This window comes from Pluralibacter gergoviae ATCC 33028 = NBRC 105706 (assembly GCF_001598855.1).
Lineage (GTDB): Bacteria > Pseudomonadota > Gammaproteobacteria > Enterobacterales > Enterobacteriaceae > Pluralibacter > Pluralibacter gergoviae.
Window position 1 is genome coordinate 90,817 of record NZ_BCZS01000013.1, and the last position, 23,144, is coordinate 113,960.

The following is a 23,144-nucleotide window of genomic DNA, read 5'->3' on the forward strand; positions in this document are numbered from 1 at the left end:
CCAACATGTCTGAACAACAATCGCAAGGTGATGACGTAGTAGTTGATCTAAATAACGAACTGAAATCCCGTCGCGAGAAGCTGGCGGCGCTGCGTGAGCAGGGCGTGGCTTTCCCGAACGATTTCCGTCGTGACCATACTTCAGATCAGCTGCATGCTGAATTCGACAGCAAAGAGAACGAAGAGCTCGAAGCTCTGAACGTTGAAGTGGCCGTTGCTGGCCGTATGATGACCCGTCGCATCATGGGCAAGGCCTCCTTCGTGACCCTGCAGGACATGGGGGGTCAGATCCAGCTGTACGTTGCCCGTGACGATCTGGCCGATGACGTGTACAACGAGAAGTTCAAGAAATGGGACCTCGGCGATATTCTGGCGGCGCGCGGTAAGCTGTTCAAAACCAAAACCGGCGAGCTGTCCATTCACTGTACCGAACTGCGTCTGCTGACCAAGGCCCTGCGCCCGCTGCCGGACAAATTCCACGGTCTGCAGGATCAGGAAGCGCGCTACCGTCAGCGTTACCTGGACCTGATCGCGAACGAAAACTCCCGTAAAACCTTCCAGACCCGCTCCCGCATCCTGGCCGGTATCCGCCAGTTCATGGTTGAGCGCGGCTTTATGGAAGTGGAAACCCCGATGATGCAGGTCATCCCGGGCGGTGCCTCCGCGCGTCCGTTCATCACCCACCACAACGCTCTCGACATGGACATGTACCTGCGCATCGCGCCGGAACTGTACCTGAAGCGCCTGGTGGTTGGCGGCTTTGAGCGCGTGTTCGAAATCAACCGCAACTTCCGCAACGAAGGTATCTCCGTTCGCCACAACCCTGAGTTCACCATGATGGAACTCTACATGGCGTACGCGGACTACAAAGACCTGATCGAACTGACCGAGTCGCTGTTCCGCACCCTGGCGCAGAACGTACTGGGCACCACCAAAGTCCCTTACGGCGACAACACCTTCGACTTTGGCAAGCCGTTCGACAAGCTGACCATGCGCGAAGCGATCAAAAAATACCGTCCGGAAACCAACCTGGACGATCTGGAGAACTTCGACAGCGCGAAAGCCCTGGCCGAATCTCTGGGCATCAAAGTCGAGAAGAGCTGGGGCCTGGGCCGTATCATCACCGAAATCTTCGATGAGACCGCCGAAGCTCACCTGATCCAGCCGACCTTCATCACCGAATATCCGGCTGAAGTCTCTCCGCTGGCGCGCCGCAACGACGTTAACCCGGAAATCACCGACCGCTTTGAATTCTTCATCGGCGGCCGCGAAATCGGTAACGGCTTCAGCGAGCTGAACGACGCCGAAGACCAGGCTGAACGTTTCCAGGATCAGGTTAACGCCAAAGATGCCGGTGACGACGAAGCGATGTTCTACGACGAAGACTACGTGACCGCGCTGGAGCACGGCCTGCCGCCGACCGCCGGCCTGGGTATCGGTATCGACCGCATGATGATGCTGTTCACCAACAGCCACACCATCCGCGACGTGATCCTGTTCCCGGCGCTGCGCCCGGTAAAATAAGGCTCAGTGCGTAAAAAGCCCCCTCGCGCCGCGGCGCGAGGGGGCTTTTTTATGTCTCAGGCAAACTGCGTCAGCAGCTGGCGGGCGGGAAGATGGCTGAACTGGCGCAGCATCCACGGGCTGAACAGAAACGGCGCCGCGTCGAGGGCCTGGGCCAGATCGCCGAGCGCGATCCAGCGGTAGTCCATCACCTCATCGGCGTTGGGGATAACGTCGGAGGCCTGGCGCGCGGCGTACACCGGGCAGCGCTCGTTCTCGACGATGCCGGAGCTGTCGGTTTCGCGGTAGCTGAACTCGGGGAAGACCGGCGTGATATCGGCGATATTGACGCCAATTTCAAATTTGCAGCGGCGGGTAATTGCCTCTTCAAAGGACTCGCCGGTCTGCGGATGGCCGCACACCGAGTTGGTCCAGACGCCGGGCCAGGCCTTTTTTGCCAGCGACCGCCGGGTCAGCAGCAGCTGGTGCTTATCGTTAAACAGCCAGCAGGAGAAGGCGAGGTGCAGCGGCGTCTGCGCGTGGTGCGCCTCATACTTCTCCTGGGTCCCGCAGGGGCTGCCCTGCGCATCGAGTAAAATTACGTGCTCCATAACGCCCTCTCAAGCCGAATGTTAATAGTGTATCTCAAACTGGTTTCACGCGTCTGGACTTACGTGCGCTATAGACAATTTTGTTCGTTATTCAACCCTTAGATATTCCTGATAATACGGTGAATAGATGCGCGGCGGGCATTGGCATTCTGTCTCCGGCTGTTATCATAGGCCGTCTTCGTATGTTATCGGGGAGTTATTTTGCCTGCAGGATGCCTGATGAAAAACCGTCTGAATCTGATACTTTGCCTGACGCTCGGCCTGCTGCTGGTCGGCTGCGCCGGCCGCTCTTCCGACGCCACCTATACCGTTAAGCGCGGCGATACGCTGTACGGCATCTCCCGCCAGACCGGCACCAGCGTCAGGGAGCTGGCGCGGCTCAACGGCATCTCTCCGCCGTACATCATTGAAGTTGGCCAGACGCTGCGCACCGGCGGTAAGGCGACGAAAAAAACCGCCGGCAGCGCCTCCACCCGGACGGCGAAAGTAGTGCCCTCTTCGGCGGTGCCGCCATCATCGTGGCCGCCGGTCGGCCAGCGCTGCTGGCGCTGGCCCGCCAGCGGCAAGGTTATCCTGCCATACTCCACCGCTAACGGCGGCAACAAGGGCATCGATATCGCAGGCTCCCTCGGGCAGCCGGTATACGCCGCCGGGGCAGGAAAGGTGGTCTACGCCGGCAACCAGCTGCGCGGCTACGGCAACCTGATTATGATCAAGCACGGCGAAGATTACATCACCGCCTACGCCCACAACGCCCGCATCCTGGTCAGCAACGGCCAGTCGGTCAGGATTGGCCAGCAGATTGCCACCATGGGCAATTCGGACGCCGACTCGGTGCGGCTGCACTTCCAGATCCGCTACCGCGCCACGGCCATCGATCCGCAGCGCTATCTGCCGCCCCAGAGCAGCAAGCCGAAGTGCTAACTGCCGGATTTATCGCCAGTTAGCGGCATGAAAGCACTTGTCAGGGAAGGTGCGAGGGTTATAATGACTCCCGCACCTCTTCGCGGGCGTAGTTCAATGGTAGAACGAGAGCTTCCCAAGCTCTATACGAGGGTTCGATTCCCTTCGCCCGCTCCAGAAACCCCTTAACGTATTCATTCATAAGCCTTTTTCTGACTCATACGTGACGGCGCTCGTGATCCTACTACAAAGGGTTCATACAGCCGATGGCGCAGCGTGATAATCTCTATCGACGTCCAAGCGGTATCTATGTTCTGCGGATCACCGTTCCGGTTCGTTATCGCGCCCTGATAGGGCAGCGTGAAATTCATGCATCTACCCGCACAACCCACCTTGCAAATGCCAGAGCTATTGCCGCGCGTTTGTTGGAGAAGTGGTATGCGTCTCTGGAAGAGTTCAGGCAAGTGGATAAAGAGAAGATCAGGGGCAATGCCCCATTGTTGACTGGAGCAGGCAAAATCAGCCTGGCGTTGTTTTGCGATTCATTTGGGGTTGGGGCTGAGACTGTCGTCCAGCATCTTCTGGCAGCCAATGTGCCGCTGTATGCCCTTGTATCTAACCAGCGTGGCTTTCTGATTGATGATTTCAGCACGCTTGAGCGTGATCCTGATACGCATGGATTCGTTTTGAATAACATTGCTTATGACGGTGCTGAGGCTGCGGTAAACGGCTATATGCAGCTTTACCAGCCGCAGTTTGCCCTTGTTGAATTGCTGAACGGGCGAGAGGTTGAGGTTACGGCATTCAGGGCTAACAACGGCAATCCTCTTTCCCTCTGGTTGTTGGATTTACCCGGGGTGACGCTGAATGCACGTTCTTTGTTCATCAACAACGTGCAGGCTGAAAAACTGCGTAGCGCTTGGGATAAGGCGCTTGCGAAATCGGAGCCAACATTAAGTGCTCTGCCATGCGCTCCGTTAGGTGTAACACCAGCGATTCCTGTGGCCGCTACCATCAACCCGTATTGCAACCCGACATATGCGAGCATGACGGTTTCAGCATTGCTGAAAGCGTTTCTGGTCTATAAAAATACGGGCGATATTAAGCTAGCCAGCGAGGGGAAAATTCGTTCCAGAATTGAACACTTCGTGGAGATAATGGGCGATTTAACTCTAGGCGAACTGAATCGTGACGTTGTGAAAGATTACGTCACCAAAATGCAGAATATGCCCGGTAATCTGTATTTGATGCGGCGAAAATACAAGATTTCAGATACGCAAAAGCTAATTGAAATAGCGCTAGCTGATGGTCAGCCAGTTATGAGCCGAGATGCTATTGGCAGGCATATTGAGTCACTGGGTTCTATGCTCAAATGGGCTAAGAGCGAACGTTACCTTTTTGATAACCCTGCTGAGAATGTGTTGGCTCAGCGTCGTGTGATGGTGCGTGAGCAGGATCGCCGCGACCTCTTCACCGACGATGAACTAGAGCAAATTTTCTCGGCTGACTGGTTTAAGAAAGGCGCGGGAAGGCCCAATCAATACGGACGTTATACGAGCTTCCGCCCGTTTCACTACTGGTTGCCTCTGTTGGCATTATATGTGGGCGGGCGCATCAATGAGCTTTGCCAGCTTTATCTGACGGATATTCGCGAAGATAAAAACGGGGTTGCCTATATTGATTTTAACCTTGATGCGCCGGATAAGGTGATGGATGAAGAAGCGCAGGCTGGTGGCGTTAAATCATTAAAGACGGTGAATGCGATCCGTCAGGTTCCAATTCATCCGCGACTTATCGAACTAGGGCTGCTGGAGTATGTAGATGCATTGAAAGCTGCCGGGTATGATCGTCTTTTCCCTGAGTTGAAGCACAACAAAATCAAAGGATATCGTGCCGCCGCCTCAAAATGGTTTAACGAAAACTACTTTGGCAAAGTCCTCGGTTTTACCCGTGACGGTAAGAAAACGTTCCATTCGCTGCGGCACACTTTCATCAACGCCGTAGACAAGTTTGAGATCAACGAACGCACGATTGCGCAGCTTGTTGGACATGTTCGGGGCAGCACCACCGCGATGACAACCTATCGTAAGGATGCTGATGTGGGAGAGCAATTAGGCGTGATTTCGCAGCTTCACTACAGTTTACCTGATATTGCGCAGTTTGATTCGCAAGCGGGTATCAAGGCGGTCATCGACGCACGGCGCAGGCATAAATCGTAAGATGTGCCAAACGCGCCAAGAAGCTCTGTGGCGCGTTTCTATCAAAGATAGTGTCTATTAGAGAAAAAGTTGCATTAGCCCTCGCTTGTGCTCTCTGTATCTGTAACCTAACAAATCAGCTAAAATAATTGTATTAGATAACTTTATATAGAGGATGAATTAATGGACAGCTACATGGAGCCAGATCCGGAGAAAACTTATATAAGCCCCAGTTTGCCATCTTTTGGTAACAAAGATTTGAAAATACGAATTGCCTCAAAAGCGATAGTTAGTAATGAAGGATATGAGTTCGCAAAAATTAAGGATGAAATTATACTCAGGCACAAGCTAGATGCATCAACTTATATAACAGCGAAGTTTTTTGAAAGTAGTAAGGAAATATTTGTTCTATCTATTCAAAAGTTTTCCACGCAAACTGGACAGCCTTATGGTTCTGGTTTTTCTTTTATAGGTGATGAGATTGGTAAGTTTATTGAATTTCTAGCCAACATTAATTCAATGGGCTTTAACGGCAATGGCCCCATGAAAATTACGGATGAGGAGCTTAGGAAAATCGTTTTAACTAATAACCAAGCTTCACAACTTTTAAATGGGAATGAGGGGGCTATCTCTGAGGCGCTTAAAACACATGTGACTAAAAAAGATATTATATCAATAGCATATCGTAAAAAACAACTTGATACATTTAATCGACTTCTTAATGATGAAGCATTTTTTGAATATGCTAAGAAAGAAAAAAACTGTTCAAATGAGGCTTTGTGGCAAAAGTTTTTTGAAAAAAATCCTTGGATCTTTGGATATGGATTAAGTTATATCTACTTATCAAGTTTGAACGATAAGAAAATAGAGCAAGTTGTTCAGGGAGCGCAGATTGGCCAACATGGAAAACGAGTTGATGGATTGCTGAAAACAAGAGGTGCAATTTCTAATCTATGTTTCGTTGAAATAAAAACAAATACAACTGGCTTACTAGCTAATACTCCATATCGCTCAGGTTGTTGGGCCCCATCTAGTGAATTAACTGGTGCGGTGGCACAAATTCAAGGGACAGTTTCTTATGCTATGGATTCAATAAAAAGCAATTTAAATTTAACAGATTCTTATGGGGATCCAACCGGAGAGGAGCTATTTAATTTTAATCCAAAATCATTTTTGGTTGTAGGTAATCTCTCTCAGTTTTCATCTGATAATGGTATCAATCATGATAAACTTCGGTCGTTTGAAAATTTTAGAAGCAATTTGATCCGTCCAGAAGTTATCACTTTTGATGAGCTGTATGAAAGAGCTCGGTTTATTGTTGCATTTAGCGAAAATATATGATCTATTTTTTACATGAAAACTATAAATACCTCATAATGATCAAGGGGCTACAAATATTGTGGCGCCTTGAATCGTATCCCTAATTATTTATTTTCGAAGCCCGTTCACGCTTTCTGGCGGTAGGTTCATTACTGTTCTAATGCTGGTTTCGATACTGTGAATAATCTCTTCGCGTGGGCCGCTGCGCCAGTCATCGCTTGCGTAAAAAGCATCAAGAACTACAGCCATCTTTTCAGGGCTATCAAAGGTGCGAATGAGGTAGTAGCAATCCGGGTCATGAAGCGAGTTACCAAACGACACGACATCGATTCCGTAGCGCTGGTGTAGGGGAACGCTGATTTCCCGCATGATGGCATGAAAAGTGGCGCCGCTGCCTTTGCGTAAGGTGTATTGCAGTATCTCGACGGTTCTCAAGCGTTATCTCCGTGTCGCCCTTGGGCGTCTCTTAGTTGATAGCAATAAAGTAAACCGGACTGGGCCATGAAGCTACCACTAATCAGACAGTCATCCGTAAGCCGAAGCAGCAAGAGCCCTCAGACGAGCTGGGAAGCTCTCTGGCGAGCTTTTTAAAGAAGGTAGTGGAAAATCATGGTGCGGAATTTGCGGCGTTCTCATAGAGCTGCTGACGTAGCCAAGTGAAACAGGTAACATTCGAATGGAATCAAAATGCCGCGTGATAACCTGTCATCACTATATTATACAGCTACGCATAATCCCGGTTATAAAAGCTCAAAAACTTTTCCGGCAAGTTTTTGAGCTGATGACGGTTACCAGTCTTTTGCAGCAGAGCTACTTTCAGTCACGATCTCACGTTTGTATTGCTCCACAATATCATTCAACGCTTTTTTGGCTTTTGTTTGCCCACCAACAGTCATGTTTGGCGAATCTATGGCAGGGAACGCAATTCCGCTGGTTACATGAGCTGGACGATAAATGTGGATATCATCAAAGGTGATGCGAGCTTTATCATCTTTTGTGTCGATTTTCATAGTGAATTTATATCGAACATCTTCATTAGCCAAACAATCATTAAAACCGTCACATGGGTATTTAACATTCCCCTTGCCAACAATCGAACCTTCTTCTTTATCGGCATATTGGATTACGTTGTTAGAATCAGTGAAGGCCTTTGCAACCCAAATTTTGGAACTGCTGTAAAGAGCATCCTTTTTAACCCCGGGAACGTTAACAACACTGACTATACTACCCAGCGGTTGTTTAGCTGCTTCCATATCTGGTGAGGTAACACAACCTGTCAACACAGTAATACTGGATACAACCAAACTTGCTAAAACAGTTTTCATCATTACTTTTTTCATTCGATTTGTCCTTATCGCATTTTTATTAAGTGCAGTATGTAAATATGGTGCGGAATGAAGTTGGTTTCTCAAAACCGCAGGACAGGTCTCGCTTTTCTATTATCAGCCGTAGTGGATATAGGCAAAAACAGCGACAGCAACGAGCGCGCCAAAACGTAATAACCCTTTACGATGCTTGGTTAACCATTTCCGCTCGTAACGCAACGGCGTGTAGAAAGGTGTTATCCATTTAAGAAACTCTGCATTGAGGTTGTCCAAAGACTCTTTGGGCTCTTTAAGATTGCTGCCGACAATGTATTGGCGTCTTATCAAATCGACACGGCAGTTACCGATGTGTTCCCTTTCAGTTGTAAGCTCCGATTCATCAACGAAATCAAAGGACTCTACGAGAACTTGGTGTGCTGCCTGCAGATCTTTATGGGTGACAAAAGCATCACAGGTGATCAGGTCGCCTTGAGAGGTGAATGTCTGGAGATCAATCCCGTGAGTTGCTTGCAAATTATCGATTAGTTGCTGTCTGATGACTCTATCAAATGGTCGGATGTATCCCCATTTTGGATCGATATCTCGGCCACACTCCTCATAGCTGAAAAACTCGCCTTCTATGGAATTGCCACGCCAATCAAAGCGCACATAACCATCCGGTTTGGCTTGGTAATAACTGGATACGGGCATAAGCTTCCTTGAGAAAGACGATCAGAAAATTCCTAAGTAGTTAATTGAACTATGCGGGAGAGAATTTTTCAACAATGTTTATCTGCAAGTATAAGGATGATTTTGCCACCCCTGAAGTTTTTGAACGCAATGCCTGAGAGGGGTGCTGGCAAACCTAGGAGATCCACTTTTCTGCACCCAACTTGTGCGGCTGCATTTACACCGCGAACACGCTAAAGGTTAATAACGTTCGTTCAGGTTTGTGTGTTGCGAAGGTGGGAAAAAAGGCAGGCTTACTTCCGAAAGGAAGAGTTTGATACAACGAGCAAGAGAAAAGCGTAATTGTTAAAAATGTTAAAACATAAATTGTTCTTTAAGATGTTGACCCTTCCTCGGGGGGGAAGCCGGACATATCAACCCTAAGGCCATCTGAGAAGATAGCCTGTAGGTTTGCTCGGTTCCCCTTGCCAGATGAAGAACAAGTCTTCCTCGTGGTGTGACGACCTTTCTTGAAAGATGCATTATGCGCAAAAGTAGCTACTCAAGAATCCGCCGATAGCTACTTTCACCCTCTGCTTGGCTGCATCAAACGCTTGCGCGCCCTACCTACCACAATCAACGTTACGCAGAGTTCCCATCCTGACGTCTTCCGCTAAACAGCGGTGATCTCCACCTACCCGGACCGGTTTACCGCATGAGGTAGGTGTCAGGAGAGAAGCTAGCACACCATCATTTTAAAGAAAAGTCATATATATCATATGGCTGCGTTCATATTCTGAACGCAGTTATCGATGTTAACCTAAAGGTATGAGAACACTGTCATTTTTCATATACAGAGGGTGCTTCGGCTCACCTGAAGCGTTTAAGACGAAGCACATAGTGTTGCAGATGCGGTGATATGCGCATCCAACGCGCTGGAAAGCCCTGCGGCGCGTTTTTTATCAGGGGGTGTGGATTTATTGGTTTGAAATTTGTGGCACTATCTCAGGGCGTTTGGATAAGTCTGTCGAGATGAGCAAACTTAGCCGCGTATTCTTCACCAGCGTAGAGACATAATGTCAGGCAGGCATTGGGGGGCGCATGAAGCGTAGGCACTGGATAAGCATCGAAACACACAAGAAGTTCTATAGGGCTCGCAGTGAGTTTGCGGACTGGACGGACAGGGAGTGGAAACACCCGGTTTCCTGCTTTCTTTTGCAGGTCTGGGGATTCTTGATGTTTGTTATTCTTGGACTGGCCTCTCTGCTTTTGGGTGTTGGTTCACATAAAAATGCCTTCCCGGAATTATATCAGAACGATGAAAAGCGCAGACCAATTCGCTTTAAGTATTCCTTGACCTCATTCGTAGAGGGTAAGGGCTGGATTTTGTTTGTAGTGTTCGCACTTTTGTTCGTCTCAGTCGCCGATGCATTCAACCCATTCTATTTAACATCGTCCTTTATTTATTACGTAATCAATGGGGTAGCACTATTTGCTGGGTGGTGGGGTGGGGTATTTGTTTATTTAAGGTTAGTTAGTTGGATGAGAGAACGCACCATTTGGCTATCAGAATGGCAGCGTAGATGCCCTGATGACAAGTAGCTCAACTGTTTGGGGTTATTAGTATTGCCATTATCTCGCACTCAGGGTAAATATTTTCGATCCTTCAAAAAGTTGCTGCCAACAAACGACCGTTTTCTGGCACCTCTTCGCAGGTATCTTCCGGGATGTTGAAAAATTAGCCTTGGCAATTGTTGGCAGGCGTCCTATTGTTGACACCGTTTTCTGACAGGTATTGAGAGGTGTTGAGAATGGCGATTTTTGGCTACGGGCGTGTTTCGACATCGCAGCAGGATACTGAGAACCAGCGTCTGGAACTTGAACAAGCTGGGTGGGCGTTCGACTTTTGGTTTACTGATGTTGTTAGCGGGAAAACCCCTGCTATGCAGCGCAAAGCATTCTCAGAGTTGCTGGGCAAAATCAGGGACGATGAAACGCTGGTTGTAGCCAAACTTGACCGTTTGGGGCGTGATGCTATTGATGTGCTTCAAACGGTCCGGGTGCTATCTGATCGCGGCATCAGGGTGATAGTCCACCAGCTTGGGAATACTGATCTGACCTCCGCTGCCGGGAAGCTGTTATTGTCAATGCTGGCGGCTGTAGCTGAGATGGAGCGAGATTTGCTGATTGAGCGCACTCAGGCGGGTTTAACGCGGGCTAAAGCTGAAGGCAGGAAGTTGGGAAGACCCTCTAAAATTGCGCCAGAAGCTCGTGGAGCGATTGTAGTGAAAAAGAATAGCGGAACCAGTGTCAGCGCGTTAGCGCGCGAATATGGCGTTTCCAGAGCGACTATAGCGGCTATTGTCGATTGAATATGGAGAGTTTATGGCTTACACAGCAACGGTTATCCCTGTAATGATCGCATCCCCTGGTGATGTTACTGAAGAAAGAAGAATTATTCGGGAAGTAATCCACGAATGGAATGATATTAATTCTGCCCTCTCGAAAGTTATGCTAATTCCTATTGGGTGGGAAACCCACACATCACCGGAGCTTGGCATGAGACCTCAGGAGTTAATTAATCAGAGACTGCTAGTTGATTGCGATCTATTGATTGGTGCTTTCTGGACACGACTTGGCTCTCCGACAGGTGATGAAGCAAGTGGGACTGTTGAAGAAATTCACAAGCATTTAGACGCGGGCAAACCTGCAATGATATATTTTTCATCTAAACCCGTAGTGCTTGATACAGTGGATATGGGGCAATATGATGCCCTAAAAGCATTCAAACAAGAATGCATGCAACAAGGCTTGATTGAGACCTTTAATGAGTCAACTGATTTCAAACATAAATTATATAAACAATTGACGCTGACACTCACAAACAATTCATATCTGAAAAATATCATAAACTCTTATCGTTCAGAAGGAACTGATAATTTAAAACAAGAATCTCCTAAGATGCTTCTATCTGAAGATGCAACTTTTGTCTTGAAGATGGCATGCGAGGACGAAAGCGGTGGGATATTAATATTAGAGCATCTGGATGGAACAGATATTCATGTTGGCGGCCAAAGTCTCGGTGGGGAAAATGCTAGAGAGGTTGCTAAATGGAAATCTGCTTTAGATGAATTGAAATCCAATGAATTAATATCTTCTCGGGATTATAAAGGCGTTCAATTCGAAGTTACTCATAAAGGATGGACTCTTTTTGAATCATTGAAGAACAAGTAATTCTGCTTTAACTATTTGAAGGCGGGGAACTTACTTTCCCCGCTTCATTTCACTCAAACGAAGCCGCGATGACTTCCCCGGTGTTGGCGTTAAAAATACAGAAATATTGAAGTGGTGTTAGCATCCCCAGGCTATTAATTGCCTTAGCCTGTTGTCCGAACATTTGAATAGTTCGTTTGTTCTCGTCATGCCAGAGGTAGGTGTTGAATACCGGCTGCGTTTCACTTTCCTGCCACACATGGCGAAACGTCGCTTTCTTGTCCATTACCTGCTTGCACTCCCTGACCGGGTTATGGTGCGTTTTCGCATAGCATTCCGGGTTGTCATCTGCACATACGATATCTTTTCGTGCTGTCTGATGCTCAGCACCTACAGCAGAAAAGGCGCATACGCCCAGCACCAATGAGAGAGTGCCCAGAGTCCCCCATGCAATTGCACGTAGCGTGCTGATCTGCCGTTTTGATGTGACGTGAGCGACCACACTATAGCTGGCCCAGCTAAGCGCGGCTCCCGCCACCATTGGTAATAAAAAACCTGATCCCGCCATGATTCCCTCATTTTCGAAACAACATCGCACCTGATAGCAAACGCTGGTGAAGTCCAACTGATGACGATCATCATACTTGTTGGGTTTTAAATGTCACTATTGGTGTTTATTTTGAATCTTGTGATTGTAGTGATACAGGTTTCTTGTGAGGGTGAGTGTGCTCACATCTGGGATTTGTAGATTCAAAATGTCTCATGTGGAGCGTGGCCTTACAGTAGTCAAAATTGCACATTCAGTGCATGAAAAAGACCTTGAGAATACAGTTTGGCGAGCGGGTAAAAGAACTGCGTATAGCCACCGGAATGAGCCAGGAAGCGTTTGCTGATCGGTGTGGGTTCGCACGCAGCTATATGAGCCGAATCGAACGTGGTGGCTCTAACGCTTCTCTTGATGCGATTGAAGTGTTGGCTGGCGCTTTAAATGTCGAGCCGTGGCGATTGTTGGTGTCTGACTTGTCCGAAGATACCGACCCGGAATTACTGGTTCCCTATGCGGCCGATGGTTCGTGCTTTCATCCCGGACTGGCGAGCACGCGCGATGGTTCGTTTGGTGTAGGTGATAAAGCCTCTCAGAAGCGTTTTGGCACGTTTTCCGAAGCGCTTGAGTATCTACGTAGCATGGAGACGGCAAAATGGCGTAGGCCCAATGCCAGTGGCAACTGGGGGATTGTGTCAGCGGTGCGGTGGGACAAACTGCGAAAGTAGCGCAACTGTAAGGTTAAGAATTTTATTGCTGTATGGATGAACAGTGTTCATTGAATGCTGATAGTCTTATGTTTCATCAGCTTGTCGTTTCTATAAGAGCGAATGAAACGCCAAAATTCAGGTGCATTACGTAGGCGTTACGGTGGCGTTTGACTTTGGATTTGAAGGGGATAATTCATATAAAGAACATTGAGTTAAATGGTGGTTCTGAACAAGTTCTGCCGGGTTTAAATTCGTTTCAAAATCCGAAAGCAGTGGCGTTTACTTAACGCCCATGCACTTGCGCAAGAATGTTGTAGTTCCTGCTACAAAACCCTCCTACAATACGTCGAGTTTTTGTTAATAAATCCATGGGATTACGAGATCTTTGGAGCGGGGGTGATTTCCCTTCGCCCGCTCCAGAATTTCCTCCAGATGGCAAAATTCTAAAAAGACTCTTTTGATTTCAATATATTAATTAATATGCGATGTTTTGATCGTTCTACCGTTGAACGACGACTTATCAACATAAAGTACTCCACTAATTATCACGGATAGCTACTATTAAAATGTGAGCATAACTATTCGGCGGCGGCAGTTATTGCTTTTGCACTGCGATGGTTCAACGTGAAAGAAAATCTGACCCGTGTCTTGTCTCTTACACCTGGCTAAACAAACTTAAGCCGTTGTTCGCTCATCACTGATACTTTAACCATCTTCCGGTTTCAGCATTGTGCAGCGCAAACTGCAAACGCCATATTTTTGGAGTGACTGTATGAAAATACGCCGTTATGATTGCAATTCATACAGAGACAAAGGGATTAAGACATGGATACAGTCGAGGAACTTAACGGAACATACTTCTATGCAGGGCGTTCAAACCTCACTGCCTCGGAACTCTTTTTCATGGTCTTCTGTGAAAATGTCATAGATCAACTTGGTTTAGGTCTTGTTGATTTCGGTGCTGTAGTTGCCATTGTGTCCGGGCGTAACACTCTCCCGACAAGAGCAAAACCGAACGGCGCTGAAAAGGGAACATCTTATGCGTCTAAAGCTTCACGAAAAGTTTTCAAAAAAGCGCAGTTCCCATTCGGTATCAAACAGCCTTCCGTTATTGGTGGTTATCCACCTTCTACTATCAGAATCAGGGCAGTAGCTAACATTGGAACCTTTACTGGAAGGGCTATTCCTGTTGTGGGATGGGTAATTTTAGCTTCTGATATCTCTCAAATCACCTATCGCACTATCCGAGACTACAACGCTATAGCGCGGGGTAACGATAAGTTATGGTAAACAATGTTGAGCAACGCGTTTATGCGTTTGTACGGCCTTACGCAGGCACGTACCTATTCAAGTTCAAGCAAGTAGAGCTAACACCTGAAACGGATCTTGATTCTGATTTGAGTCTTGATGAACTTGAAGCTGGTGAGTTGATGGATACGTTTTTCGATGTGTTCAAGGTTGAACGGGGAAATTTTAAAATTGAAACTTACTATCCTGACGTACCCGTTTCATGGAATCCATTCAAGAAAACAGAGCCTGTTCCTGTTCCAGATTTTAATATTGGTATGCTGATCGAATCAGCAAAAGCTGGCAGATGGTTGTATGGGAGTCCTTCCGAAAAATCGTCGGGGTAAGGCTTATCACGATGAGTGAGAAAGCATGTATCTTCCACCCTACGAGATTATTCCCCTGAAGAGTCTGACTACTCGTTGCTACACAGATACAGAAGTGTGATGAGAGGATTTCCAGTATGAAAAAATCAGTGCTTCTGCCTTTCATTCACGAATTTTTCATTGATAGTAATGGGAAGTTGGATCTCACCAACCAATATTATGCGCGCGACACGGTGAGTAAACTCTCAACAGAGCTGACTCACGTTAATACACCTGCAACCGTAAGTCAGACGAGCATTCACCTGAAATGTGCCGCCAGCTGAGACAACTCCACTGGCGTTATATCAATATTTATTTCCCCTCAACCAATCTCCAGCTCCCCCAGCGCCGCCAGCAGCGCATCCACCTTCGGCAGCAGCTGCTTGCGGCGGGGCCAGACCAGGGTCAGCGGCAGGCCGTCGGGCTGCTGCTCGGGGAGGATCACTTCGAGTTCGCCGCGCGCCAGCGCCCTGCGCACCAGCCAGGAGGGCATCTGGGCGACGCCGAGACCGCCGCACAGCGCCTGCATCTGGGCATCGACGTCGCCCAGCGCCATGCGGTGCGGCACGCTGCGCCAGTGCGGATGCCCGTCGGCGGTGGTGAACAGCCAGGGCTTGGTGCTGCCGTCTACCCGCTCGTACATAATGGCCTGATGCGCCAGCAGCTCGCTTTCGCTGCCGGGGCGGCCCGCGCGGTCGAGATACGCCGGCGAAGCGCAGAACAGCATCCGCTCGCGGCCCATCTGGCGGCAGCCGAGGGAGGCCGGCAGGTCCGGCGAGCCGCCGATGCGCACCGCGACGTCAATGCCCTCGTCGAACAGGTCGATAAAGCGGTCGGAGAAGGTGACGTTCAGCTCCAGATCCGGATGCTGCTGGCAAAAAGGGATCAGCAGAGGCATCACCTCCAGGCGGCCGTAGGTGTTCGGCAGGGCAACGCGCAGCCGCCCGGCGGGGATGCTGCGCTGCGCCGCCAGCACGGCTTCGGCTTCCGCCAGCTCCTCCAGAATGCGCAGGCAGGTCTGGTAGTAAGCGCTCCCGGCATCCGTGAGCGCCAGTCTGCGGGTGGTGCGCTCCAGCAGCTGCGAGCCCAGCCTGGCTTCCAGCCGGGTGACGCTTTTGCTCACCGCCGAGCCGGTGACGTGCAGGCGTTCCGCCGCGGCGGAAAAGCTGCCGCTCTCGACGGCGGTGACGAAGGGCACAATGTCTTTCAGGCGCTGGTCGTGCATGATTCATGAACTCAGGTTGGAAATGATGTGAATTAATAGCAGAGATAAGAACTCAATTCACTATTAGTCTGTAGTAACGGAAACTGAGGAGAATTGAGATGCAAAAACGAGCCTTAATTGTCGGCATCAGCGGCGTGATCGGTAGCGCCCTGGCGGAGAAGCTCCAGCGCGAGGGCTGGCAGGTGAGCGGACTGTCGCGCGGCCGCGGCGCGGTCCCGCAGGGCTGCCGCAGCCTGACTGCCGATCTTACCGACGCCGATGCAGTGCGGGCGGCGCTGAGTCAGGAGCAGCCAGACGCGCTGTTCTTCAGCGTCTGGTCGCGGCAGGAAAATGAAAAAGAGAACGTTCGCGTTAACGGCGGCATGGTGCGCAACGTCATTGACGCCCTCGGCGAGCGGCTCAGCGGGGCGCACGTGGCGCTGGTCACCGGCCTGAAGCACTACCTCGGGCCGTTTGAAGCCTACGGTAAAGGCGCCGTGCCGGTAACGCCGTTTCGTGAAGAGCAGGGGCGGCAGCCGGTAGAGAACTTCTACTATGCCCAGGAAGACGCGGTTTTTGCCGGCGCGGAGCGGTACGGCTACCGCTGGAGCGTCCATCGCCCGCACACCATCATCGGCTATGCGCTGGGTAACGCCATGAACATGGGCCAGACGCTGGCCGTTTACGCGACACTGTGCCGCGAGAAGGGCTGGCCGTTTATCTTCCCCGGCTCGCCGGAGCAGTGGAACGGTCTGGCCGACGTGACCGACGCGGGCCTGCTGGCGGAGCAGCTGCTGTGGGCCGCCACCGCCGAAGAGGCGGCGAACGAAGATTTCAACGCCGTCAACGGCGATGTCTTCCGCTGGAACTGGCTGTGGCCCCGGCTGGCAGCGTATTTCGGCATCGAGGCGGCGGAGTATCCGGCGCAGATGATGCCGCTGGAGAACCGCATGCAGGATGCGGCGGAAGCGTGGCGCGAGATAGCGGCGCGGGAGCAGCTGCGCGAGCCGGACATCAACAGGCTGGCCTCCTGGTGGCACACCGATGCCGACCTCGGGCGCCCGATGGAGGCGTTTACCGACATGAGTAAAAGCCGAAAAGCCGGCTTTACCGGCTATCGCTCGACGCTGGATTCCTTTACCGCGCTGTTTGACAGGCTGAAAGCGGAGAATATTATTCCCCGCTAAGCGCCGCAGGCTGCTTTACGTTAGCTGGGCGGCGAGGACCGATACAATCAGATGTAACGGCCGGGGCCGCCCGGCGGGCCTGCTATCGCCATATCAACAAACGGAGAGACTTACGATGCCTGAAACGCGGCGCCTGATCCTCAGACAGTGGCAGGAGCGTGACTTAGCGCCGTTTGCCGCCCTCAATGCCAGCCCCGAGGTGATGCACTTTTTTCCGGCCGTCATGAGCGCGCAGGAGAGCGATGCCCTGGCCGCACGCCTGCGGGCGACCATTGACGCCAACCGCGGCTGGGGATACTGGGCCGTTGAGCTGAAAGCGACGGCCCAATTTACCGGCTTCGTCGGGCTTGCCGACCAGCCCGACCGCTATCCCTTTTCGCCGTGCACGGAAATCAGCTGGCGGCTGGATAAAAAGTTCTGGCACCGGGGCATTGCCCTGGAAGCCGCGCGGGCCGCGCTGAACTATGCGTTTGACGTGCTGGAGCGCGAGGCGGTTGTGGCCTTCACCTCTGTTCATAACGCCCCTTCGGAGCGTCTGATGCAGCGGCTGGGCATGCGCAAACAGGGGCAGTTTTTTCATCCGGCGCTGCCGCGCGAACACTGGCTGGCGGAGCATGTGCTGTACCGGGTGGAGCGGGAGTCGTACCCGCGATAATGGATTACGCAAAGAAGTCAGATAGCGTGCATCACAAGCGATCAGATGTTAAGAGCCGCAATAATGCTGGCCTCCATCTTTTCCGGCGTAGTGTACGGCGCAAAACGCCTCAGCGGCTTACCGTCGCGCCCGATCAGGAACTTGGTGAAGTTCCACTTAATTCGCCCGCCCAACACGCCGGGCAGCGCCTTTTTCAGATAGCGAAACACCGGGTGAGCGGCGCTGCCGTTAACCTCGACTTTCCCGAACATCGGGAAGCTGACGCCGTAGTTAACGCGGCAGGTCTGCGCGATCTCGTCTGCCCCGCCGGGCTCCTGCTTGCCGAACTGGTTGCAGGGGAAGCCGAGCACCACCAGCCCCTGGTCGGCGTATTTCTTATAGAGCGCCTCAAGTCCGCCGTACTGGGGCGTGAATCCGCAGCGGCTGGCGGTGTTCACCACCAGCACGACTTTGCCCGCGTAATCAGCCATAGAAACCGGCTGGCCGTCCAGGCTGAGAGCAGAGAGTTGATGGAAGGGGGGCATAGCGGGCTCCTTGAGACAGGGCCGGTTCAGCGCCATGGCTGAGCCAAGACTATTATCGATTCTGATAGCAATCCTGACGGTTTTCGCCACCTTTTACCACCCCTCAGCACCTACCCGAGAGCACGCCTGAACAAGTGCGCCCGCAGGTCTGCTCTACATTGTTATAATCCCCCAGCCCGGAGCCGCCCCATGCTCGTTAAACGTATCGTCGCCAACATTTACGCCGCCGATCTCGCGCCGCTGCGCCGCTTTTATCAGGACATACTCGGTCTTGACCTGGCGATGGATCACGGCTGGATCCACACCTTCGCCGCGGATGCGGAGATGCGCGTTCAGCTCAGCGTTGCCGCTGAGGGCGGCTCGGGAACGCCGGTGCCCGATCTGTCTGTCGAGGTGGATGACGTGAATGAGGCGCTGCGGCGGGTGATTGACGGCGGCTACGCCGTTGAGTACGGGCCTGTTGATGAGCCGTGGGGCGTGCGCCGCTTTTATGTTCGCGATCCGGCCGGCAGGCTTATCAATATCCTTTCGCATATCTGATCCCGCTACAGCGCCGCCACCCACGCTTTTACCTGCTCAATACGCCGTTCGCGTGCGTCGAGGGTGCGGCGGGCCGCCGTTGATTGTCTGAGCACCAGCGCAGTAGGCAGCAGTTCATCAATAAAATGCGCCTGCGACGGATCCAGCGCCAGCGCGTGCTGCACTGCGCGCTCGCTCAGCAGATCGAAGTCCTGGGCAACGGTGGTCAGCGCCGGCAGGAAGAACTGGCTGTCCGGGGTATCGTCGTAGCCGATCACCGAGAGATCCTGCGGTACTCGCCTGCCGCTCTGGTGCAGGGCGTGCAGCGCGCCGAGCGCCATCTGATCGTTGGCCACCAGCATTGCCGTAATGTCCGGCGCCTGGCGCAGCAGCGCCATTGCCTGCGTCCAGCCGCTGCTGGCGCTCCAGTCGCCGTGGGCCGTGGGGGCATCCTCAGCGCCCAGCCCGGCCAGCGTCTCCTGCCAGCTGCCGAGGCGCAGGCGCGCGGAAACAGAGCCCATCGGTCCCGCCAGCAGGGCGAAGCGCCGGTGCCCCAGGGCCCAGAGGTGTTCGATGCTGCTGCGGCTGCCGTCCCGGTGATCGAAGCCGAGGTGGTGGACGCCGGCGTCCGGCGGTACGTCGAGGAACAGGCACTGCATCTCCGGGTGACCGGCGGCCAGGCGTTCGGCGTCCTCTTTTTCCAGCGGCAGGCTGATTATCGCCCGGTCGAGGTTCTGCGCCCTGAACTCGTCGAGGATGGCCCGGATGGCGGGCAGCTCCAGGGTTTCAGCCATCGAAATCACCACCTGATAGCCGCGCGCTGCGGCGTGGATCTTCACCGCTGCGGCAATCTGCGAAGGCGCGTGGAGGTTCAGGCTGGTAGTGATGAGCCCCAGCGTCGGCAGCGCCTTCCCGGCCAGCAGCTGGGCGGAGCGGTTGGGGACATAGCTTAGCCGGGCCATGGCATCGAGCACTTTCTCCTGCGTCCGGGCGGAGACGATGCCGGGATTGTTCAGCACCCGGGAGACCGTCTGCTGAGAGACGCCCGCCAGCGCCGCGACGTCTTCCAGCGTTGCCTGTCGCTTCACCATAAACCATCCTCTTGATTTTGTCGTTCGCTAACATTTTATGTCGGATCGACGACATTACGCCTTATTCGCCTATTAAACTGTGAAATTGTTCAACTAATGACAGTAAAGATATTGATGAAGTTAATGCGGCGGCGTATTTAGTGAATTAAATGTCATGCGCTATACATTTTGCGCATTCGCCAGACTCATACAGGGGCCACGCTATGCACTCACCGCTTACCCGCCGCGAAACGTCGCTTGAGCAGGTTCTGGCTCGCCGGGACTGGCAGGAGCCGACGATCCTCCACGTGAATCGCCTGCCGTCCCACGCGCCGTTTTGCAGCTGGCGCGATGAGGCGCAGGCGAGGGACGGGCTTCCCTCCGCGCGGCGGATCCTGCTCGACGGCGCGTGGCAGTTTACCTGGCACGCCCGGCCGGAGGCGGTCGATCCGCGCTGGCTGGCGGAGGATCTGCCGCAGAGCCGGCCGATCCCCGTCCCGTCGAACTGGCAGCTTGCGGGCTATGACGCGCCGATCTACACCAACGTGCGCTATCCGATTACCACCACGCCGCCGCGGGTGCCGGAGGAGAACCCCACCGGCTGCTATTCGCGGACGTTTACCGTCCCACCGGCGTGGCTGGCGCAGGGGCAGACGCGGATCGTATTTGACGGCGTCAGCTCGGCGTTTCATCTCTTCTGCAACGGCGAGTGGATCGGCTACTCGCAGGACAGCCGCCTGCCCGCCGAATTCGATCTCAGCGGCGCGCTGCGCGCAGGCGAGAACCGCCTCTGCGTACTGGTGCTGCGCTGGAGCTGCGGCACCTGGCTTGAGGATCAGGATATGTGGCGGATGAGCGGCATTTTTCGCTCGGTATCCCTTCTGCACAAGCCGCAGACCCACATTGCGGATTTCACCCTCACGCCGGCGCTGGACGCCCTCTATCGCGACGGCGAGCTGTGCGCCGATGTGCAGGTCAGCGCGGCGCAGGCCGGCGCGGAGGTGGCGCTGACCCTCTGGCAGGGCACGGAGAAAGTGGCCTGCCAGCGCAGCCCGCTGGGCACGGCAATCGTTGACGAGCGCGGCGCTTACGCCGAGCGGGTGGCCTTTGCGCTGCCGGTGAAGGCGCCCCGGCTGTGGAGCGCTGAGAGCCCGGAATGTTACCGGGCGGTGATCTCCCTGTACGACGCCGACGGCGCGCTGCTTGAGGCGGAGGCCGCCACCGTCGGCTTTCGCCGGGTTGACATCAGCGGCGGCCTGCTGCGGCTCAACGGTAAACCGCTGCTGATCCGCGGCGTGAACCGCCACGAATTTCATCCCGAACGCGGCCAGGCGATTAACGAAGCGGACATGGTGCAGGATATTCTGCTGATGAAGCAGAACAATTTTAACGCCGTGCGATGCTCGCACTATCCCAATGCGCCCCGCTGGTACGAGCTGTGCGACCGCTACGGCCTGTACGTGGTCGATGAGGCCAACATTGAAACCCACGGCATGGTGCCGATGGGGCGGCTGAGCGACGATCCGGCCTGGTTCCCGGCCTACAGCGCCAGGGTAACGCGAATGGTGCAGTGCAACCGCAACCATCCGAGCATCATCATCTGGTCGCTGGGCAACGAGTCGGGGCACGGCAGTACCCACGATGCCCTCTATCGCTGGCTGAAAAGCGCCGATCCCTCCCGGCCGGTGCAGTACGAGGGCGGAGGCGCGAATACCGCAGCTACCGATATCGTCTGCCCGATGTACGCCCGCGTTGATGAGGATCAGCCGTTCCCGGCGGTGCCGAAGTGGTCGATTAAGAAGTGGGTGGGGATGCCGGGCGAGCAGCGGCCGCTGATCCTCTGCGAATACGCTCACGCCATGGGCAACAGTCTGGGCGGTTTTGACGCCTACTGGCGCGCCTTCCGCCAGTATCCCCGCCTGCAGGGGGGCTTTGTCTGGGACTGGGCGGATCAGGCGCTGCGCATCGAAACCGACGACGGCCTGCCGGGCTGGGCCTACGGCGGCGATTTCGGCGATACCCCCAACGATCGCCAGTTCTGCATGAACGGTCTGGTCTTCGCCGATCGCGCCCCGCATCCGTCGCTGACGGAGGCGAAGCACGCCCAGCAGTTCTTCCAGTTTTCGCTGCGCGACCGGCGGCCGCTGCGGGTTGCCGTACGCAGCGAGTATCTGTTTCGCGCCACCGATAACGAGCGCCTCTACTGGCGCATTGAGGCTGCCGGGGAGATTATCCGCGCCGGTGAAGCCACGCTGGCCCTCGGTCCGGAGGAGGAGGCGCTGCTGACCCTGGCGGACGACCTCAGCCTGCCCGCCGCGGCGCAGCACCTCTACCTGACGCTGGAGGTGCGCCAGTTGCGCGAAACCGCCTGGTCTCCCGCCGATCACCTCGTGGCCTGGCAGCAGTTCCCGCTGGCCTCGGGGCTGGCCGTCCCGGCCGCCACGCAGCCGGGCCAGCGCCCGGTGCTGGAGGTAGAGGAGGACGGCTACGCGATTACCCACGGCAACCAGCGCTGGCAGTTCGACCGCCGCAGCGGGCGGCTGACCGCGTGGTGCGCGGACGGCGAAAATCGCCTGCTGAGTCCGCCCGGCGATCTGTTCGTGCGCGCGCCGCTGGATAACGACATCGGCGTCAGCGAGGCGGATCGCATCGATCCCAACGCCTGGTCAGAGCGCTGGAAGGCGGCGGGGCTGTACCAGCTGGAGACGGAGTGTGTGAGCTGCGAGGCAAGCCTCTATGCCGATCGGGCCGAGGTGATCAGCACGTTCCGCTATTACCGGCCCGGCGGCGAGCTGGCTATCCTCAGCCGCTGGCAAATGGTGGTGGACGACCGGGGCGCGATGCACATTGCCGTCGACGGCGAGCGGGCGGGCAATCTGCCGCCTCTGGCCCGCATCGGTCTCGCTTTCCAGGTGCGTCCGGAAGCGCAGGCGGTCGAATGGCTCGGGCTGGGACCGCATGAAAACTACCCCGATCGCCGCAGCAGCGCCTGTTTCTCCCGCTGGAAACGGCCGCTGGAGGAGATGAGCACGCCCTACGTTTTCCCCAGCGAAAATGGCCTGCGCTGCGACACCCGGGAGCTGAAGTACGGCGGCTGGCAGGTTGCCGATAAGTTCCACTTCTCCGTTATGCCCTACGGTATCCGGCAGCTGATGGAGAAAGACCACTGGCACCTGATGTGCCCGGAAGCGGGCGTATGGATAACCCTCGACCACCGGCATATGGGCGTCGGCGGCGATGACTCCTGGACGCCGAGCGTGCAGCCGCAGTGGCTGCTTGAGGAGACGCAGTGGCATTACCGGATTACGATTGGCTACAGGACGTTATCATAAAAGGCGTGAAAAATGTCGGGTCTGCAG

General features: G+C 53.7%; 23 protein-coding genes, 1 tRNA gene and 1 pseudogene. 16 read left to right on the plus strand and 9 right to left on the minus strand.

Translation table 11 applies throughout. The annotated features are described in order from the left end of the window. The first annotated feature begins 5 nt into the window (after window positions 1–5). A complete protein-coding gene (gene lysS / locus ENGE1_RS14425; protein WP_043082130.1) occupies window positions 6–1,523 on the plus strand; it encodes a lysine--tRNA ligase in 1,518 nt (505 codons plus the stop codon). 56 nt (window positions 1,524–1,579) lie between these two features. On the opposite strand, the gene idi is transcribed toward lysS, so the two are convergent. After that, window positions 1,580–2,113 (minus strand): isopentenyl-diphosphate Delta-isomerase, encoded by a 534-nt coding sequence (gene idi, locus ENGE1_RS14430; RefSeq protein ID WP_043082131.1) that lies wholly within the window; start codon window positions 2,111–2,113, stop codon window positions 1,580–1,582. 219 nt (window positions 2,114–2,332) lie between these two features. On the opposite strand from idi, the gene actS reads away from it, so the two are divergent. The 4 genes from actS (at window position 2,333) to ENGE1_RS27005 (ending at window position 6,555) form a co-directional block, all read left to right on the plus strand. Beyond that, complete coding sequence (actS, locus tag ENGE1_RS14435; protein WP_048254079.1) at window positions 2,333–3,037, plus strand: amidase activator ActS; 705 nt, start codon at window positions 2,333–2,335, stop codon at window positions 3,035–3,037. A gap of 82 nt (window positions 3,038–3,119) precedes the next feature. Further along, window positions 3,120–3,193: transfer RNA gene (locus ENGE1_RS14440), tRNA-Gly, on the plus strand. 89 nt (window positions 3,194–3,282) lie between these two features. After that, a complete protein-coding gene (locus tag ENGE1_RS14445; protein WP_048254083.1) occupies window positions 3,283–5,235 on the plus strand; it encodes a site-specific integrase in 1,953 nt (650 codons plus the stop codon). A 162-nt stretch (window positions 5,236–5,397) separates the two neighbouring features. Continuing rightward, window positions 5,398–6,555, plus strand: coding sequence for a Shedu immune nuclease family protein (locus tag ENGE1_RS27005; protein WP_063613488.1), 1,158 nt, complete (start codon window positions 5,398–5,400; stop codon window positions 6,553–6,555). Window positions 6,556–6,642: 87 nt separating this feature from the next. On the opposite strand, the gene ENGE1_RS14450 is transcribed toward ENGE1_RS27005, so the two are convergent. The 4 genes and pseudogenes from ENGE1_RS14450 to ENGE1_RS29235 all read right to left on the minus strand — a co-directional run. Beyond that, window positions 6,643–6,969 carry an NIPSNAP family containing protein gene (locus ENGE1_RS14450; protein WP_048254084.1) on the minus strand — a complete coding sequence of 109 codons (327 nt, stop codon included), beginning with the start codon at window positions 6,967–6,969 and terminating at the stop codon, window positions 6,643–6,645. 353 nt (window positions 6,970–7,322) lie between these two features. Continuing rightward, window positions 7,323–7,874 (minus strand): DUF4468 domain-containing protein, encoded by a 552-nt coding sequence (locus tag ENGE1_RS14455; protein ID WP_053075600.1) that lies wholly within the window; start codon window positions 7,872–7,874, stop codon window positions 7,323–7,325. A gap of 102 nt (window positions 7,875–7,976) precedes the next feature. Beyond that, the gene (locus ENGE1_RS14460) at window positions 7,977–8,549 is read right to left on the minus strand and encodes a hypothetical protein (protein ID WP_048254085.1); all 573 of its coding nucleotides are present in this window, start codon (window positions 8,547–8,549) and stop codon (window positions 7,977–7,979) included. Window positions 8,550–9,322: 773 nt separating this feature from the next. Beyond that, window positions 9,323–9,412 (minus strand): annotated as a pseudogene (locus ENGE1_RS29235) (DUF1643 domain-containing protein); the annotation flags it as partial. Between the two features lie 331 nt (window positions 9,413–9,743). Between ENGE1_RS29235 and ENGE1_RS14465 the strand changes: the two are divergent. The 3 genes from ENGE1_RS14465 (at window position 9,744) to ENGE1_RS14475 (ending at window position 11,741) form a co-directional block, all read left to right on the plus strand. Then, window positions 9,744–10,109, plus strand: coding sequence for a hypothetical protein (locus ENGE1_RS14465; RefSeq protein WP_139554733.1), 366 nt, complete (start codon window positions 9,744–9,746; stop codon window positions 10,107–10,109). A gap of 209 nt (window positions 10,110–10,318) precedes the next feature. Then, entirely contained in the window at window positions 10,319–10,879 is a 561-nt protein-coding gene (locus ENGE1_RS14470) for a recombinase family protein (RefSeq protein WP_008815337.1), read from the plus strand. Window positions 10,880–10,892: 13 nt separating this feature from the next. Then, on the plus strand, window positions 10,893–11,741 hold the full coding sequence (locus ENGE1_RS14475) for a hypothetical protein (RefSeq protein ID WP_008815336.1): 849 nt from the start codon (window positions 10,893–10,895) through the stop codon (window positions 11,739–11,741). 49 nt (window positions 11,742–11,790) lie between these two features. On the opposite strand, the gene ENGE1_RS14480 is transcribed toward ENGE1_RS14475, so the two are convergent. Then, complete coding sequence (locus tag ENGE1_RS14480) at window positions 11,791–12,288, minus strand: hypothetical protein (RefSeq protein WP_048254087.1); 498 nt, start codon at window positions 12,286–12,288, stop codon at window positions 11,791–11,793. A 239-nt stretch (window positions 12,289–12,527) separates the two neighbouring features. Here ENGE1_RS14480 and ENGE1_RS14485 point away from each other — a divergent pair, with 239 nt between their 5' ends. From ENGE1_RS14485 to ENGE1_RS28475, 4 genes are all read left to right on the plus strand, one after another. Next, window positions 12,528–12,992 (plus strand): helix-turn-helix domain-containing protein, encoded by a 465-nt coding sequence (locus ENGE1_RS14485; RefSeq protein ID WP_008815334.1) that lies wholly within the window; start codon window positions 12,528–12,530, stop codon window positions 12,990–12,992. 807 nt (window positions 12,993–13,799) lie between these two features. After that, window positions 13,800–14,264, plus strand: a complete 465-nt coding sequence (locus ENGE1_RS27010; RefSeq protein WP_072065305.1) for an STM2901 family protein — start codon at window positions 13,800–13,802, stop codon at window positions 14,262–14,264. After that, window positions 14,258–14,608 carry a DUF1493 family protein gene (locus tag ENGE1_RS27015; protein ID WP_043082133.1) on the plus strand — a complete coding sequence of 117 codons (351 nt, stop codon included), beginning with the start codon at window positions 14,258–14,260 and terminating at the stop codon, window positions 14,606–14,608. The genes ENGE1_RS27010 and ENGE1_RS27015 overlap by 7 nt, the downstream gene beginning before the upstream one ends. 116 nt (window positions 14,609–14,724) lie before the next feature. Then, window positions 14,725–14,910, plus strand: a complete 186-nt coding sequence (locus ENGE1_RS28475) for a hypothetical protein (protein ID WP_139212132.1) — start codon at window positions 14,725–14,727, stop codon at window positions 14,908–14,910. 38 nt (window positions 14,911–14,948) lie between these two features. Here the strand turns inward: ENGE1_RS28475 and ENGE1_RS14490 are convergent, their stop codons facing one another. Beyond that, window positions 14,949–15,851 carry a LysR family transcriptional regulator gene (locus ENGE1_RS14490; protein WP_048254088.1) on the minus strand — a complete coding sequence of 301 codons (903 nt, stop codon included), beginning with the start codon at window positions 15,849–15,851 and terminating at the stop codon, window positions 14,949–14,951. 98 nt (window positions 15,852–15,949) lie between these two features. Between ENGE1_RS14490 and ENGE1_RS14495 the strand changes: the two genes are divergently transcribed. Then, complete coding sequence (locus ENGE1_RS14495; protein WP_048273247.1) at window positions 15,950–17,017, plus strand: SDR family oxidoreductase; 1,068 nt, start codon at window positions 15,950–15,952, stop codon at window positions 17,015–17,017. 115 nt (window positions 17,018–17,132) lie between these two features. Further along, complete coding sequence (locus tag ENGE1_RS14500) at window positions 17,133–17,672, plus strand: GNAT family N-acetyltransferase (RefSeq protein ID WP_048254090.1); 540 nt, start codon at window positions 17,133–17,135, stop codon at window positions 17,670–17,672. Between the two features lie 41 nt (window positions 17,673–17,713). On the opposite strand, the gene ENGE1_RS14505 is transcribed toward ENGE1_RS14500, so the two are convergent. Then, the gene (locus tag ENGE1_RS14505) at window positions 17,714–18,196 is read right to left on the minus strand and encodes a glutathione peroxidase (RefSeq protein ID WP_048254091.1); all 483 of its coding nucleotides are present in this window, start codon (window positions 18,194–18,196) and stop codon (window positions 17,714–17,716) included. A gap of 189 nt (window positions 18,197–18,385) precedes the next feature. Here ENGE1_RS14505 and ENGE1_RS14510 point away from each other — a divergent pair, with 189 nt between their 5' ends. Then, window positions 18,386–18,736 (plus strand): VOC family protein, encoded by a 351-nt coding sequence (locus ENGE1_RS14510; RefSeq protein WP_048254092.1) that lies wholly within the window; start codon window positions 18,386–18,388, stop codon window positions 18,734–18,736. A 5-nt stretch (window positions 18,737–18,741) separates the two neighbouring features. Here ENGE1_RS14510 and ENGE1_RS14515 read toward each other — a convergent pair whose 3' ends face one another. Continuing rightward, a complete protein-coding gene (locus ENGE1_RS14515) occupies window positions 18,742–19,806 on the minus strand; it encodes a LacI family DNA-binding transcriptional regulator (RefSeq protein WP_048254093.1) in 1,065 nt (354 codons plus the stop codon). Window positions 19,807–20,009: 203 nt separating this feature from the next. Between ENGE1_RS14515 and ENGE1_RS14520 the strand changes: the two genes are divergently transcribed. Next, window positions 20,010–23,117, plus strand: coding sequence for a beta-galactosidase (locus ENGE1_RS14520; protein ID WP_048254094.1), 3,108 nt, complete (start codon window positions 20,010–20,012; stop codon window positions 23,115–23,117). The last annotated feature ends 27 nt before the right edge of the window (window positions 23,118–23,144 follow it).

Bases quoted from the DNA above. Each gene is read 5' to 3' on its own strand.
- ENGE1_RS14470 (WP_008815337.1), top strand. From the start codon at position 10,319: ATGGCGATTTTTGGCTACGGGCGTGTTTCGACATCGCAGCAGGATACT.
- ENGE1_RS27010 (WP_072065305.1), top strand. From the start codon at position 13,800: ATGGATACAGTCGAGGAACTTAACGGAACATACTTCTATGCAGGGCGT.
- ENGE1_RS14490 (WP_048254088.1), bottom strand. From the start codon at position 15,851: ATGCACGACCAGCGCCTGAAAGACATTGTGCCCTTCGTCACCGCCGTC.
- ENGE1_RS27015 (WP_043082133.1), top strand. From the start codon at position 14,258: ATGGTAAACAATGTTGAGCAACGCGTTTATGCGTTTGTACGGCCTTAC.
- ENGE1_RS14500 (WP_048254090.1), top strand. From the start codon at position 17,133: ATGCCTGAAACGCGGCGCCTGATCCTCAGACAGTGGCAGGAGCGTGAC.
- idi (WP_043082131.1), bottom strand. From the start codon at position 2,113: ATGGAGCACGTAATTTTACTCGATGCGCAGGGCAGCCCCTGCGGGACC.
- lysS (WP_043082130.1), top strand. From the start codon at position 6: ATGTCTGAACAACAATCGCAAGGTGATGACGTAGTAGTTGATCTAAAT.
- ENGE1_RS14460 (WP_048254085.1), bottom strand. From the start codon at position 8,549: ATGCCCGTATCCAGTTATTACCAAGCCAAACCGGATGGTTATGTGCGC.
- ENGE1_RS27005 (WP_063613488.1), top strand. From the start codon at position 5,398: ATGGACAGCTACATGGAGCCAGATCCGGAGAAAACTTATATAAGCCCC.
- ENGE1_RS14475 (WP_008815336.1), top strand. From the start codon at position 10,893: ATGGCTTACACAGCAACGGTTATCCCTGTAATGATCGCATCCCCTGGT.
- ENGE1_RS14505 (WP_048254091.1), bottom strand. From the start codon at position 18,196: ATGCCCCCCTTCCATCAACTCTCTGCTCTCAGCCTGGACGGCCAGCCG.
- ENGE1_RS14455 (WP_053075600.1), bottom strand. From the start codon at position 7,874: ATGAAAAAAGTAATGATGAAAACTGTTTTAGCAAGTTTGGTTGTATCC.
- ENGE1_RS14485 (WP_008815334.1), top strand. From the start codon at position 12,528: ATGAAAAAGACCTTGAGAATACAGTTTGGCGAGCGGGTAAAAGAACTG.
- ENGE1_RS14445 (WP_048254083.1), top strand. From the start codon at position 3,283: ATGGCGCAGCGTGATAATCTCTATCGACGTCCAAGCGGTATCTATGTT.
- ENGE1_RS14465 (WP_139554733.1), top strand. From the start codon at position 9,744: ATGTTTGTTATTCTTGGACTGGCCTCTCTGCTTTTGGGTGTTGGTTCA.
- ENGE1_RS14510 (WP_048254092.1), top strand. From the start codon at position 18,386: ATGCTCGTTAAACGTATCGTCGCCAACATTTACGCCGCCGATCTCGCG.
- ENGE1_RS14480 (WP_048254087.1), bottom strand. From the start codon at position 12,288: ATGGCGGGATCAGGTTTTTTATTACCAATGGTGGCGGGAGCCGCGCTT.
- ENGE1_RS14495 (WP_048273247.1), top strand. From the start codon at position 15,950: ATGCAAAAACGAGCCTTAATTGTCGGCATCAGCGGCGTGATCGGTAGC.
- ENGE1_RS28475 (WP_139212132.1), top strand. From the start codon at position 14,725: ATGAAAAAATCAGTGCTTCTGCCTTTCATTCACGAATTTTTCATTGAT.
- actS (WP_048254079.1), top strand. From the start codon at position 2,333: ATGAAAAACCGTCTGAATCTGATACTTTGCCTGACGCTCGGCCTGCTG.
- ENGE1_RS14520 (WP_048254094.1), top strand. From the start codon at position 20,010: ATGCACTCACCGCTTACCCGCCGCGAAACGTCGCTTGAGCAGGTTCTG.
- ENGE1_RS14515 (WP_048254093.1), bottom strand. From the start codon at position 19,806: ATGGTGAAGCGACAGGCAACGCTGGAAGACGTCGCGGCGCTGGCGGGC.